Raw genomic sequence first — 13,463 nt, 5'->3', positions numbered from 1 at the left:
GTAACGTGACATCATTCAGGGTCTTGATTAGTTTAATTATAATTTAGAAGAAGGTGGGAGAATAAACTCCCACTGAATGGGATTTTTACTTTATACAACATTTTTTAAGGAGCGGTGACTATGGGTGTTGGTTTTTTAGGGTTAGGACATTTTGTTCCACCAAAAGTAGTAACCAATCATGATTTAGAAAAAATAGTAGACACAAATGATGAATGGATCCGTACAAGAACGGGTATTGAAGAGAGAAGAATAGCAGATGATGATATGAAAACGTCTGACATGGCATTTCATGCAGCTGCTAGTGCATTAGAAGATGCCAATGTAAAAGCGGAAGAACTTGATCTTATTTTAGTTGCTACCGTTACACCAGATACATCCTTTCCATCTGTAGCATGTATCATACAAGATAAACTCGGTGCAGTGAAAGCAGCAGCTTTGGATGTAAGTGCTGCATGTTCTGGATATATTTATGCTCTTACAACTGCTAAACAATTTATCGAGACAAAAACATATAAAAAAATTCTCGTAGTTGGAGTAGAAAAATTGTCTTCCATTACCGATTGGACAGATAGATCTACATGTGTACTTTTCGGAGATGGTGCAGGTGCAGCGGTACTTGGAGAAGTATCGGAAGGAAGAGGAGTTCTCGCTCATGAATTAGGATCTGATGGGTCTGGTGGAAAACATCTATATGAAGATCCAAAAAATATGATTATTATGAACGGTCGCGAGGTATTTAAATTTGCAGTTCGAAAAATGCCAGAGGTATCTGTAAATGTCATAGAAAAAGCGGGACTAAGCAAAGAGGATGTAGATTATTTAATTCCTCATCAAGCTAACGTTCGTATTATGGAAGCTGCTAGACAAAGATTGGGAATTTCTGAAGATAAGATGAATCAATCGATAAAGAAGTATGGAAATACATCTTCAGCATCCATCGCTATTGCACTATCAGAGTCTTTTAAGGAAGGCAAAATAAAAGATGATGATGTAATTGTTTTAGTAGGATTTGGCGGTGGTTTGACATGGGGATCTATGGCTATACGCTGGGGAAAATAGAGAATTGTTAGGAGGATCCGTATTGGACAAGAGACGAGTAGTAATTACAGGTTTAGGAGCAGTTACTCCCGTTGGTAATGACGTTCAAAGTATGTGGGATAGCATTGTTAATGGGAAGTCGGGAATTGATTTTGTAACGAAAATTGATAAAGATAAATATCCTGCTAAAGTTGCTGCGGAAGTAAAAGACTTTGATCCAACTGAATTTATGGATAAAAAAGATGCTAGAAAAATGGATCCATTTACTCAATATGCAGTAGCAGCAGCGAAAATGGCTGTGGAAGATGCTAAATTAGATATAAATGATGAAAACCGTGATCGTGTTGGAGTATGGATTGGTTCTGGAATTGGTGGAATGAAAACGTGGGAAGATCAACATACCATTTTAATGGAAAAAGGACCACGTCGTGTTAGTCCGTTTTTCGTTCCCATGATGATTCCAGATATGGCTGCGGGTCAGGTATCTATCCAACTTGGAGCAAGAGGAATTAATTCTTGTACGGTAACAGCTTGTGCCTCAGGTGCAAACTCAATTGGGGATGCATTCAAAGCAGTGCAACGCGGTGATGTCGATTATATTATTACAGGTGGAACTGAAGCACCTATTTCCGATATGGCTTTCGCAGGATTCTCATCGTCTAAGGCTTTATCAACAAATGACGACCCTAAAACGGCAAGTCGTCCATTTGATAAGAACCGTGATGGATTTGTGATGGGAGAAGGAGCGGGGATTCTAGTAATGGAAGCCCTCGATAAAGCTTTAGAACGCGGAGCTAAAATTTATGGTGAAATTGTCGGTTATGGTGCCACAGGTGATGCTTATCATATAACCGCACCAGCAGAAAATGGAGAAGGTGCAACACGTGCGATGAATCATGCATTATCTGATGCTAATTTAAACAAGGAAGAAGTAGACTATGTAAATGCGCATGGTACAAGTACGGCATTAAATGATAAGTATGAAACACAAGCAATTAAAGCGGTATTTGATGAGCATGCACGTCAATTAGCTGTTTCTTCTACTAAATCGATGACAGGTCATTTACTAGGAGCAGCAGGTGGAATTGAAGCAGTTATTTCCCTTCTAGCTATTCAAAATGGAATCGTACCACCAACTATCAATTATGAAACACCTGATGAGGATTGTGATTTAGATTATGTACCAAACAAAGCTCGTGAACAAGAAGTGAATATCGTAATGAGTAATTCACTAGGATTTGGTGGACATAATGTAAGTCTAATTTTTAAAAAATACAATGGATAATAGTGCGTGTTCAAAAAGGAGGATAAAAAGGACCGAGTCGGCAAAGAACGCAAAGTCCTTTTGCAAAGCCGACACTAGCACGTCCTGTTCGTCGGAAGTTCGAGGCGGCGTAGCCTTGAGCATAAGGAAAGCTTCTCTGATTCCGCATCGCACGAAGGAAAAGTGTTCTTCTTTTCCAAGGACCGGAATGTACATTAAAGGGTACATGAGGAGCGTAAAGGTAAGCCAACGAAGAAATTCGATGTGTCATTTTTACCGGACTTTTTGAACATCCTCTAATAGAAATAAAGAGTAGTTGAACCCTGATAACTGGGAGCAACTGCTCTTTTTTCATTAATTAGGGCATATCAACCCTATGGACAAGCATATACATTCTTAAAGTGGACAAGGTGTAGGTGAAAAAAATGGGAGCAGTTTTTCTATTCTTAGTAGGATTTGGACTTGCTATCACAGGCGGAATTTCCTCCATCATCTATTTGAACTTTTTACCAGCAGGATTGATGTGGTCCGATTATTTTGCGTTCATTGTTACTAGAATCGAGTGTTACTTCTTGCCGTTAGGAATTTTAATAATGTGGATCGTTCTTTACCGATTTCCAAACAACCCATAATCGCAAAGGAAGAGAATATTTTTTATTAGGATTGGTCATAATGTATGGTAAGTTAACCATTTAGTTCAGCTGAACCAAATGATCATAATCACAATGGACTGATTTTTTAATTTAAGTTTTTATTTAAAGCGAGGGTTGTCTATGTTATATTTGCATGACGTTTGGGTGAATTGGTTTGAAGGAGAAGAAAACGGGTATAATGTTTGTTATTTTCATGAGTGGCGGAAAGATGATGGAATTGAATTACTAGATCAAGTACCTCTATTGTACATAACACCAGGATTGTTTGATTATATTGAAAATGATATGCATGATCTACCAAAAGATTTAACTGATGCTATCTATAAGCGTGCCTACATTAGAAAAGGGCATGAAAGAACAGTGCTAGAATATGCATGTGTCGTAACTAATGGGGAAGATATTTTAGCGATTGATACAGTTGGATATCATATCCCAATTCGTAAAAGTAGATTAATCCCAAGGCAAGAACAGTTAGTATACGATATGATTAAGAAAACGAAGCCTCTATCATTTGGTTTTGAAGAAGAGAATTATCAAAAAGAATATCATTTATTATCGATGTCACCGGATCTTGTGTTTGGTCTTACAAGAAAGGAACGTCAATTAAAGCATTTATTAATGATTGGGCTAGATCAATTACGTACCTCCAATAATTTGGAGGAGTTACGTTACTGGTTAACAGAATGGGATCCAAAGCAGTATCCTTATATAAAATATATGGATGAAGAGAGAGCTTGGGATACATTATATAATGGTGTAAAAGATGGTTGGAGTAGAGAGCATGAAGATTTATGTGGAAAATTAATTAAAGGTCAGCCGTTTTTGGAAAAAATGTGGGAAGTTGAAAATGGTCAAACGCAGAACACGTCAAGTCAATAAAAAAGAGGTCATTCTATCTAAATAGAATGACCTCTTTTCAATACAGAAAGTTACTTTTTCTTTTTTACTCTGCCTAGTCCCATTGCTTTTTTAGCTTTTGCCAATGTTTTATTCGCTGGAATAGCAGCTTTTTCTGCACCTTGGTCTAATATATCATCAAGGATATTGGAATCCACTAATTCTTTATATTTATCTTGAATTGGTTGTAACACAGAGATAACTGCGTTTGCTACATCTTGTTTAAATTCTCCGTAACCTTTTCCTTCGTATTTCGCTTCTAGTGCTTCGATGGATTCACCTGAGCAGCTAGAATATATAGTTAATAAGTTAGATACCCCTGGTTTGTTTTCCTTATCGTATTGAACGATACCTTCAGAGTCTGTAACAGCACTTTTAATTTTTTTCTCAATACGCTTAGGATCATCAAGCATCGAAATAAATCCTTTTTCATTTTCATCTGATTTACTCATTTTCTTCGTTGGATCTTGCAAAGACATGATTCTTGCACCAACTTTTGGAATACGAATTTCAGGAATCGTAAACACTTCATTCTCGTAACGATTATTAAATCGCCCGGCTAAGTCTCTTGTCAATTCAAGATGTTGCTTTTGATCGTCTCCAACCGGTACAATATTTGACTGGTATAGTAAAATATCTGCAGCCATTAAAGAAGGATAAGTTAAAAGGGCAGCAGATACAGCTTCTTTCCCTTTTGATTTATCTTTATATTGTGTCATTCGCTCTAATTCACCAACATAGTTCATGGATTGTAGAATCCATCCTAATTGAGTATGTGCCGGTACTTCAGATTGAATGAATAGCGTTGCTTTTTCTGGATCAATTCCTGAAGCAAGATAAAGCGCTGCTAATGAGCGGATATTGTTGCGTAATTTTAATCGATCCTGTGGTACAGTTATTGCATGTTCATCCACAATACAGAAATAGCATTCATAATCCTCTTGTAACTCTACAAATTGTTTAATTGCTCCTAAATAATTACCAAGTGTCAATGTACCACTTGGTTGTATGCCAGAAAAAATCTTTTCCATTTGTTTCACTCCATTTTATTGAATTCCCCGTTTAAAAAAGGCCATTCCCCCATAAATAAGAGGGAAGTATGAACAGAATTGCTACCTTAATTAGCTTAAATATGTAAGACTGCTTTAGACTCATAATAATGCGAAAGCCCAGTTCCAATATAACTCGGCACTTGTTCTTACTAGTCAAAAACACACGACGGCACATAATTTATTTATTATTTTTACATTTGTGTACGCTAAATATGCTAAATATGTTAGTTTCTGTAATATTATATAAATTCTTTTGTTTAAATGCAAGGGAACCGTGATATAAGTATGTATTTGGAAGTCGATTGTCAAGGCTTTGAAGGAAGAACTTGAAAAAGTAGAACTCGACGGAGAGAGAGGCCGTCAGTGTTGATTGCGATACGGAAGAGGATTGATTATATGAATTAATGAATGATTGATTTTACATTATATAACTATAAATGCAGGGGGAATATAGTAAATGGCTGATATTAAGAAACTTAAAATACCGGAATTAAAGAAGCATTTAAAAGAATATGACCAAGGTGAGCTGATTAAACTAGTTGCAGATCTATATAGACAGAATCATCATATACAAAGCTATTTATCTGTAAAGTTTTTAGGTGGTGAAACGATTCAGGATTTATATGAGAATGCTAGATGAATTTTTCCCAGCTAAGGGATTCGGGAAGATGCGTTTAACTAAAGCCAAAAGTGCAATTACTAACTTCAAAAAGTTAACAAATGATCATCTTAAAACGGTTGCCTTAATGCTATTTTATGTGGAAGTGGGAACAGAATTTACAAATACATATGGGGATATAGACGAGAGATTTTATAATAGTATGCTGTCGATGTACAACAAAGTTATTATGGAATGTGAAAAAGATGAAAAACTATTCCATGATCTTAAAAATCGGTTGTATGATGTAGTGATAAAATCAGATGGAATTGGTTGGGGTTATCATGATGGCTTAGAGGATTTGTATTATTCAATTAGTTTTTTACAGGAATAGCAAGGATTTTACTACAATAATAAACTTTTTTAGTTAGAGTGCGATTTATATGAATCATTTTGATATAACTTTTAAAAAAATATAACCAACATAAGCCGTAATTTAGGCGGTTTTCCCTATATTTTAAATCCCTTTTTCAATCTCCGCGAAACCCCTGATATATTTGACCTTTACTACAATTAACCCCAATACATACAATGTCATAGCTCCAATTAGATATGGGGGTGAAAATATGTCGGTTGGTCAATATCATGCACTTTGCCAAAGATATAGAGGGAGAGCTGTTGAAATAAGGACCCGTGATGGGAGACGTCACAGGGGAATTATTCAGCGTGTAAGCAACAACAGGGTGTTTATTCAACCACTTGGACGAAATAGAAATTTAGGTGGGTTTGGTTACGGATATGGATATGGATATGGTGGATTCGGATATGGGCTTGCATTAGGTGCTATTGTTGGATTAGCTTTGCTTCCATTTTTCTTCTGGTAATTACTAATAAAATATAATTAAGGGAGTAGGTAAAAAGATAAAACAGACGATATTTCTCTCTGTTTTATCTCCCCTGTGTTCGCCATAGATATGCCTCTTTTTACTCAACCTGTGCAATTATATCGGAGTTAATTTTTAGTAACTCTTTTGTTGTTAATCGGTTCTTTTTTACGTATTTTGTAACTAGATAATATCCGATACAATATCCAATCATACTGGGATAGCGACGAAATCCATACAAAATGTCCTGATGTTTACGATCTATTTTTAAAGTATCTTTATTTGGGAGAATTAGCTTTTTCCACCATTCCTCTAATCGCTTTTCTGAATAATACGTTGTCCAACTAGCTACATATTTTTCACCAAATCTTTCAAAAACCGCGTTTTCGGCCAAACCTTCTAAAATAATGGTATCCAACAATACGTAATCTTCTTCTTTTTTTGAATAACGGGATAGACGACAAACATGGTTATACTCATGACTAAATAGTGCTCTTATTTCCTTATCCGCATTATCAGGTGAAATAAATAGAAACAGTTTATTGTTGAAAGCAAGCCCTGATTTTCCGTTATGGTCCTGTTTCAATTTTCGGTTATTAGGATCGGAGGGGAAAATAAAAACTGGGATATCCGGTCCCCCCCATAATTTTCGGAGTTGTTGTTCTTCCTTTTCAATAAGTTCCCATATTTTATTATCCTGCAATTTTTGTATTAATTCTGTCCCATTCTTTGAGGGGTAACGATACATACCATGGAAAATCAAATGATTATAGATTTCCTCGGCATAAACACCGTCAAAGTGTGCCGTCAGTTTTTCACATAATTCAACCGGTTTGTCATACAAATCAAGTAACCATTTATCTGTTCTAATCACACTCATAGCAATACTCCTTATGACACTTCTCTAACGTACAATATGCCTATTTTCAGTTAAACGTTACATTCTTAATATAAAGGAACCAATTTTTTCCAACCACATATTGTAAATATAATTATTACGCATAAAGGAGCGGACTACGTGTGAAGAACAAATATCTTGATTGTTTGGCATTATTTGGTGTTGGGGGTGCTCACCCAGGGGGACTTCAACTAACGAAAAGAATATTATCTCGGGAAAAAATAGATAAAACGAAGACAATCCTTGATGCCGGTTGTGGAACTGGTCAAACAAGCGCATATATTGCAGAAAAATACCAATGTCATGTTACATCTTTGGATACCAACAAATTAATGTTGGATAAAGCAAGAAAAAGGTTTTTATCTTTACAATTACCTATCGAAGTGAAGCATGGGAGCACTGAAAATCTTCCCTTTGATGGGGAATTATTTGATTTTATTCTCTCAGAATCTGTAATTTCTTTTACAGATGTCCCCTTAAGTCTTCAAGAATTTAATCGAGTATTAAAACCAGAAGGCGTATTATTTGCAATTGAAATGGTACAAGAAAAACCAATCGCTAAAAAAGAATTATCATCGCTCCTTACTTTTTATGGAATACCCCGGTTACTTACTGAATCAGAGTGGTGCAATCTATTGAAAAAATCTGGCTTCAAACATGTAAAGGTTGAAAAGGATCTGCAACAAATAGATGAAATTGATTTAGAACTTGGTGCAGATTTTACACTTTCAGAAGATATAGATGGTAACTATTTTGAAATATTAGAAAAGCATCAACACCTAACGGAAGTTTACAAGGATGTCCTTGGTTTTAGAGTTTTTAGGTGCTGTAAGTAGAATGAATTGTAAGTTCGTTTTGAAGGGGATGAAAAAAATGACTATTAGAAAAGCTACTTATCGTGAAACACGAAAAATACTGGATCATTCGTTAGAGGTATTAAAAGAAGCAAGCATGGGGTATGTTATTCCGACAAAGGAAAAAGCACGTCAAATGGTGTTCCCATTTTTATCTGATGGTTATTATCTTATTTATATTGAAAATAACGTGATAATGGGATGGATTGCTGTTGCTAGTACCATTGACTATTATTCAGATGATACAGTAGGAATTATTCCTGAACTCTATGTTTTGCCTGCCTATCGTAAACAAGGATTGGCAAAAATACTGTGTAAAGAAGCGCTTAATCTTTTGAAAGAAGAGGGGCATACTAGAGTTCAATTAAATGTCTTTTCAGGAAACCATATAAAACACCTTTATCAAAAGCTAGGTTTTCAGGAAGTTTCTACGTTAATGGAAATAAAACTAGATAATGAAATCTAAAATGCATTATCACGGACGTTTTGGAAGAAAAAAAGGAAGAAGTCAACCGAGAGAAGAGCTATCGCGGTTGAGTCGGAAAGAAAAATGGAAGAAGTCAACCGAGAGAAGAGCTGTCACGGTTGAGTCGGACTAAAAAAAGGAAGAAGTCAACCGAGAGCAGGGCTGTCACGGTTGAGTCGGAAGAAAAAATGGAAGAAGTCAACCGAGAGCAGAGCTGTTTTAAAGAAAAAAATGTCCTTCACATTATTGGAAGGACAAAAGTATGATATACATTTTATATTACTCAAAGTATGACCAGCGATGTTCTCCTATTTTAGTGAATTTACGTAAAAGAATGTTTCTGATTCTTCTTTCTGGTACGACTTGACACCAATTATGAATTGTTTTAGTTGTTAGTTTTTTATTTGGGAATAAGAGTTTAAATTCTTTTATGCTTCTTAATACAGCTTCATCAAGTAACTCTTTATGCTGGCATTTTGTGCATTTATAGTGCTTTAAACCAATCGTTGCTGAAAATGAATGACAGTTAGGACAGATAATCCCCTTTTGTAGTTGATCATAACTGTAAGAAGGAAGCTTTTCATATGGGGACTCCGTCATATGCAAAGCCAGCAACTGATCTGCAAGTTTTTTATGTTTTTTAGTTAATTTTGATGGTGTTGCATTTAAATTAGCTAAGTAACTTTTAATTTGAGTTGGAAAAATAATTGGTTTATCGAGAGGTAATTGGTATAAGGTGAATTTCGGGTTGATGAAAACAACAGAAGCATCAATTGGGAGATTGAATCCGTGATTGAGAAGTAACTGACGAAGTAATGATTCACTTCTACTTAACTGGTGAAGTGGGTTAATAATTTCTAATTTATGTTTCTTGTACAATTTATCCGATTCGTAATAATAATCCCCTTCAAAATTTTTCACTTCATAAAAATGAATCTTTCCTTGCACAATAATTAAGGAATCAATTTGGAAGGTAGTATTGTTTACTTCTAATAATAAATCATTTAATATCAAACATTCACATTGTAACTTCTCGGTTAAGGAATCAAACATCACTTCTCCTTCATAGCCTTTTTTTAGATTAAAATAGTGTTGCTTATCTTTCTTGGCTAATTGCATTCGGTCGTTTAATATTTCTAAAATTGCTAATTCCTTGGATTTAGTTCGTTCTTTATAAGCCATTGTCCACTTCCTTTTTTTATAATCTAAGTCAATTATAAGAGATAATTAATAAATTTCAATGTTAGAGACGGGGCTAGAAGCAATCATAATAGTTTATTTCTTTAAAAATGACAAATATGTTAACTTCATCCCTATAATTTTACAAGTATCATACTAGTTATGTATAATTTTGTGAAAGTGTTCACTATTATGTTCGGGAGGCAAAAGCATGATTGGGCTAAAAGATATGGCAAAAAAACAGAAAGAAAAGCTAATTTTCTTAGGAATTTTTGCCATATTATCAGGTACTTCAATTATTGGTCAGAGTTACTTATTTGTCATAATCGTAGATCGTATTTTTGTAAAAGATTATCCATTCTCTGAAATAATTCCTTTATTAATGGAACTATTGGCAGTTCTTATTGCAAGAACATTATTCCATTATTTAAGTGGAAGAACTGGAATTAAGATGGCTTCTAAGGTAAAACGTGACCTTAGAAATTCTCTATTACATAAATTCTCTACTAATCCAGTGCAAACATCCATCCAAGGACAGTCAGGGCGAAAGGTTAGTGTGATGATGGATGTGGTAGATGAAGTGGATAGTTACTTTAGTAGCTATATTCCACAGCTATTTCAGGCAAGTATTATACCACTTATGATTCTTTTTGTTATTTTCACAGAGCATGTCACCACAGGGATTATCATTTTAATAACAGCTCCATTTATTCCTATATTCATGATGGTAATAGGGTTTAAAACAAAAGATAAAACAGAAGAACAATTAGACAAGATGTCGGCTTTTTCCGGCAAATTCCTTGATACGTTACAGGGGCTTACAACGTTGAAATTGTTTGGTCAATCAGCGGAGCAAAAAGTAGCGATTCGAAAAAGTAGTCTAGGATTCAGGGAAGCAACGATGGATGTTTTGAAAATTGCTTTCCAAAATTCCTTAGCGTTAGAATTTATTTCTATGTTAAGTATTGGACTTGTTGCATTAGAAGTTGCTTTTCGTATGATTATATTTCAAGACCTTTCCTTTTATACCGGATTCCTTATGTTAGTGTTGGCCCCGGAGTTTTATACGAAATTAAAGGACTTAGGAAGTGCCTTTCATACAGGTAGAGGAAGCATGGGGGCAGCTAAAAAATTAGATAATGAATTAGCAACTTCCGCAAAGCCTATTGAATGGGGAGAAGAAAGTTTAGATAACACAACGCCACCTAATATTGAATTACGGGGGGTAGAATTTAGCTACGGAGAAACTGATGCATTTGCCTTAAAAAATATTCATGTATTAATAAGTCCGTTTGAACGAGTTGCAATTGTCGGAAAAACTGGATCTGGAAAAACAACATTATTACATGTTATTGCTGGGCTTGTACCACTTTCTAAAGGGGAAGTATTTTTAGATGGAGACCCACGAAAAGTATACAGTGAAAAGTCCTGGTTTGATAGAATTAGCTTTATTTCACAAAATCCATATCTTTTCTCGGGTACTATTGCTGAGAATATTGCGGTCGGTGGTAACGCGAATGCTACGAGGGAAGTCATCGTAGAGGCCGCCCGAAAAGCCGGAATTTCCGAGTTAGTCCAATCGCTATCTAATGGATACGAAACACCAATAGGGGAAGCGGGGAGAGGGCTTTCCGGTGGAGAAAAGCAGCGGATTGCCATCGCTAGAGCATTTTTAAAAAGTCCATCCATTATTCTATTCGATGAGCCGACAACTGGCCTAGATTTGCAGACAGAGCGTATTTTGCAGACCTCAATGATAGAATTATCAAAGAAGTCCACCGTTATTACAGTGGCACATCGTCTTCATACGATTAAAAATGCTGACCAAATTCTATTTATGGATAATGGGGAAATAATAGCATCCGGTACATATAATGAATTGCTCCAATCTAATGAAATGTTTCGTAATATGGTATCCGTACAGCAGGGGAGGCTTTAGAATGAAGGATTTACTCGCGATTACCAAAGTAATGTTCGTGGAGAAAAGGGATATTATAATCTCCATTCTTTGTGGATTTATTGCTGGAATAACAGCAATTGGTTTATTTGCCTTAAGTGGATATTTAATTTCCAAGTCCGCACTGGCACCTCCTATTTATACGTTAATGATTCTCGTTGCATCCGTTAAAATGCTAGGAATTATTTCAGCGTTAAGCCGTTATGGTGAGCGTTATTTTTCACATCGAGGAACTTTTACAATGTTAAGTAATTTACGTGTTTCCTTTTACGAGAAGCTAGAGCCATTAGCACCAGCTATTTTTCAAAGATATAGAAGTGGGGACCTTCTTTCAAGGATTGTTGGTGATGTAGAGACATTACAAAATTTCTTTTTACGTGTTTTTTACCCACCAATTGTTTTAATGTTAGTCTTTTTATGTACTATTTTCTTCACCATCTTTTATTCAATCGAGGTAACATGGATTATTCTTGTTGGTTTTATTTTGACAACGTTTATATTCCCAACAATCATTACATTAAGACAAAGAAAAGTTGAGCGGAGAGTTAGGGAAAGTAGAGGAGAACTGTCTACAGAAGTATCGGAATTTCTATTCGGATTTCGCGACCTGAAAATATATCAAAAACTAGAGTTAAAAGAGAGTAGCTTACGTCATTCCGCTGATGTCTACTTAAAAGAACAGGAACATGAAAGTGTTTATAACTTATTTAGTGAGTCATCCAATACTTTCTTATCCTTAGTTGTTTCGTTCACCGTTCTAGGCTATGGGGCTTATTTAGTCTCTATGGGACAATTAGATGGAATCTTTCTAGCAATGCTAGTAATGGTATCATTAACCGCTTTTGAGAATACGACACCAATGGCGGTATTTCCAAGTCACTTAGAGGATAGCAGACAAGCAGCTACTAGATTGAATAACGTTGTTGGTAATAAACAAGAACAGGAAACGATGAGTAAAGAAGAACTGATTATAAAGAAATCACCATGCATTAGAGTGAATGATGTATCATTTGCGTTTCCTGATGAATCAAGGAATACTTTATCTGGTATATCCTTTTCGTTACCACCTGGTTCCAAAACAGCTATTGTTGGGCCAAGTGGATCTGGAAAGTCAACGTTGATGCAATTATTATTACAAATATACCCCGTCAATGAGGGTGAGATTGATATAAATAATAGGTCGATGTATTCATTATCAAAAGAAAGCATTTGGCAAAGCACGAACGTTGTACTGCAAAAGAATCATTTCTTTTATGGAACCATTCGTGAAAACTTAATGATTGCCAAAAGCGGATTGACGGATGAAGAGATGGAAAATGTATTAGAAAAAGTGAAACTCCATCATTTTGCTTTAAACGACCGGGTACTTGAAAAGGGAGAGAACCTTTCGGGAGGAGAGAAGCAACGACTTGCAATTGCTAGAGTATTGCTAAAGAAAGCTCCGATATGGCTTTTGGATGAGCCGACCTCATCGATTGATGCATTAACTGAAGAGTACATTTATAATTATCTTTTTGAAGAAGCAAAAGAGGATACCGTTGTACTTATCAGCCATCGATTAACAGGATTAGAAAGTATGGATCAGATAATCGTAATGGAATCTGGAAGAATTGTTGAAATAGGAACATTTGATGAACTGATGGGGAACAAAGGATATTTTTATGAAATGAAACAAATTGAGCAGAGTGTGTTTTTAAATGGATAATTTAAATTAAAAGAAAAG

At 35.5% G+C, this 13,463-nt stretch carries 14 protein-coding genes; 11 read left to right on the top strand and 3 right to left on the bottom strand.

Features of this window, described 5'->3' with window-relative positions; translation table 11 throughout:
- Positions 1-120 precede the first annotated feature (120 nt).
- The 4 genes from A9178_RS14620 to A9178_RS14605 all read left to right on the top strand — a co-directional run bounded on the left by A9178_RS14620 (position 121) and on the right by A9178_RS14605 (position 3,834).
- Entirely contained in the window at positions 121-1,059 is a 939-nt protein-coding gene (locus A9178_RS14620) for a beta-ketoacyl-ACP synthase III (RefSeq protein ID WP_068676573.1), read from the top strand.
- A gap of 22 nt (positions 1,060-1,081) precedes the next feature.
- Positions 1,082-2,323, top strand: coding sequence for a beta-ketoacyl-ACP synthase II (gene fabF, locus A9178_RS14615; protein ID WP_068676571.1), 1,242 nt, complete (start codon positions 1,082-1,084; stop codon positions 2,321-2,323).
- A 404-nt stretch (positions 2,324-2,727) separates the two neighbouring features.
- Positions 2,728-2,934 carry a YuzI family membrane protein gene (locus A9178_RS14610; protein WP_068676568.1) on the top strand — a complete coding sequence of 69 codons (207 nt, stop codon included), beginning with the start codon at positions 2,728-2,730 and terminating at the stop codon, positions 2,932-2,934.
- A 141-nt stretch (positions 2,935-3,075) separates the two neighbouring features.
- Positions 3,076-3,834: a YjbA family protein gene (locus A9178_RS14605; RefSeq protein WP_068676567.1), complete on the top strand. Its 759-nt coding sequence runs from the start codon at positions 3,076-3,078 to the stop codon at positions 3,832-3,834.
- Between the two features lie 50 nt (positions 3,835-3,884).
- Here A9178_RS14605 and trpS read toward each other — a convergent pair whose 3' ends face one another.
- Complete coding sequence (gene trpS, locus A9178_RS14600) at positions 3,885-4,883, bottom strand: tryptophan--tRNA ligase (RefSeq protein WP_068676565.1); 999 nt, start codon at positions 4,881-4,883, stop codon at positions 3,885-3,887.
- Between the two features lie 478 nt (positions 4,884-5,361).
- On the opposite strand from trpS, the gene A9178_RS19395 reads away from it, so the two are divergent.
- The 3 genes from A9178_RS19395 (at position 5,362) to A9178_RS14590 (ending at position 6,386) form a co-directional block, all read left to right on the top strand.
- Positions 5,362-5,544: a hypothetical protein gene (locus tag A9178_RS19395; protein WP_082918215.1), complete on the top strand. Its 183-nt coding sequence runs from the start codon at positions 5,362-5,364 to the stop codon at positions 5,542-5,544.
- Entirely contained in the window at positions 5,534-5,896 is a 363-nt protein-coding gene (locus A9178_RS19220; protein ID WP_231889859.1) for a DUF6155 family protein, read from the top strand. The genes A9178_RS19395 and A9178_RS19220 overlap by 11 nt, the downstream gene beginning before the upstream one ends.
- A gap of 232 nt (positions 5,897-6,128) precedes the next feature.
- Positions 6,129-6,386: a hypothetical protein gene (locus A9178_RS14590; RefSeq protein ID WP_068676563.1), complete on the top strand. Its 258-nt coding sequence runs from the start codon at positions 6,129-6,131 to the stop codon at positions 6,384-6,386.
- A gap of 100 nt (positions 6,387-6,486) precedes the next feature.
- On the opposite strand, the gene A9178_RS14585 is transcribed toward A9178_RS14590, so the two are convergent.
- The gene (locus A9178_RS14585; protein ID WP_068676561.1) at positions 6,487-7,266 is read right to left on the bottom strand and encodes a DUF2268 domain-containing putative Zn-dependent protease; all 780 of its coding nucleotides are present in this window, start codon (positions 7,264-7,266) and stop codon (positions 6,487-6,489) included.
- 140 nt (positions 7,267-7,406) lie between these two features.
- Between A9178_RS14585 and A9178_RS14580 the strand changes: the two genes are divergently transcribed.
- Together A9178_RS14580 and A9178_RS14575 are read left to right on the top strand one after the other, a co-directional pair.
- The gene (locus tag A9178_RS14580; RefSeq protein WP_068676559.1) at positions 7,407-8,120 is read left to right on the top strand and encodes a class I SAM-dependent methyltransferase; all 714 of its coding nucleotides are present in this window, start codon (positions 7,407-7,409) and stop codon (positions 8,118-8,120) included.
- Positions 8,121-8,157: 37 nt separating this feature from the next.
- On the top strand, positions 8,158-8,604 hold the full coding sequence (locus A9178_RS14575; protein WP_068676557.1) for a GNAT family N-acetyltransferase: 447 nt from the start codon (positions 8,158-8,160) through the stop codon (positions 8,602-8,604).
- A gap of 279 nt (positions 8,605-8,883) precedes the next feature.
- Here the strand turns inward: A9178_RS14575 and A9178_RS14570 are convergent, their stop codons facing one another.
- The gene (locus tag A9178_RS14570; protein WP_068676555.1) at positions 8,884-9,786 is read right to left on the bottom strand and encodes a nuclease-related domain-containing protein; all 903 of its coding nucleotides are present in this window, start codon (positions 9,784-9,786) and stop codon (positions 8,884-8,886) included.
- A gap of 208 nt (positions 9,787-9,994) precedes the next feature.
- Here A9178_RS14570 and cydD point away from each other — a divergent pair, with 208 nt between their 5' ends.
- Complete coding sequence (gene cydD / locus A9178_RS14565; protein ID WP_068676552.1) at positions 9,995-11,722, top strand: thiol reductant ABC exporter subunit CydD; 1,728 nt, start codon at positions 9,995-9,997, stop codon at positions 11,720-11,722.
- Between the two features lies 1 nt (position 11,723).
- Positions 11,724-13,445 (top strand): thiol reductant ABC exporter subunit CydC, encoded by a 1,722-nt coding sequence (gene cydC, locus A9178_RS14560; RefSeq protein WP_068676550.1) that lies wholly within the window; start codon positions 11,724-11,726, stop codon positions 13,443-13,445.
- The last annotated feature ends 18 nt before the right edge of the window (positions 13,446-13,463 follow it).

The sequence above is a fragment of the Oceanobacillus sp. Castelsardo genome, from assembly GCF_001659985.1.
Lineage (GTDB): Bacteria > Bacillota > Bacilli > Bacillales > Amphibacillaceae > Oceanobacillus.
This window is presented reverse-complemented; position numbering and strand designations above follow the sequence as displayed.

Bases quoted from the DNA above. Each gene is read 5' to 3' on its own strand.
- A9178_RS19220 (WP_231889859.1), top strand. From the start codon at position 5,534: ATGCTAGATGAATTTTTCCCAGCTAAGGGATTCGGGAAGATGCGTTTA.
- trpS (WP_068676565.1), bottom strand. From the start codon at position 4,883: ATGGAAAAGATTTTTTCTGGCATACAACCAAGTGGTACATTGACACTT.
- A9178_RS14575 (WP_068676557.1), top strand. From the start codon at position 8,158: ATGACTATTAGAAAAGCTACTTATCGTGAAACACGAAAAATACTGGAT.
- A9178_RS14610 (WP_068676568.1), top strand. From the start codon at position 2,728: ATGGGAGCAGTTTTTCTATTCTTAGTAGGATTTGGACTTGCTATCACA.
- A9178_RS14620 (WP_068676573.1), top strand. From the start codon at position 121: ATGGGTGTTGGTTTTTTAGGGTTAGGACATTTTGTTCCACCAAAAGTA.
- A9178_RS19395 (WP_082918215.1), top strand. From the start codon at position 5,362: ATGGCTGATATTAAGAAACTTAAAATACCGGAATTAAAGAAGCATTTA.
- A9178_RS14570 (WP_068676555.1), bottom strand. From the start codon at position 9,786: ATGGCTTATAAAGAACGAACTAAATCCAAGGAATTAGCAATTTTAGAA.
- A9178_RS14605 (WP_068676567.1), top strand. From the start codon at position 3,076: ATGTTATATTTGCATGACGTTTGGGTGAATTGGTTTGAAGGAGAAGAA.
- cydD (WP_068676552.1), top strand. From the start codon at position 9,995: ATGATTGGGCTAAAAGATATGGCAAAAAAACAGAAAGAAAAGCTAATT.
- A9178_RS14590 (WP_068676563.1), top strand. From the start codon at position 6,129: ATGTCGGTTGGTCAATATCATGCACTTTGCCAAAGATATAGAGGGAGA.
- cydC (WP_068676550.1), top strand. From the start codon at position 11,724: ATGAAGGATTTACTCGCGATTACCAAAGTAATGTTCGTGGAGAAAAGG.
- A9178_RS14585 (WP_068676561.1), bottom strand. From the start codon at position 7,266: ATGAGTGTGATTAGAACAGATAAATGGTTACTTGATTTGTATGACAAA.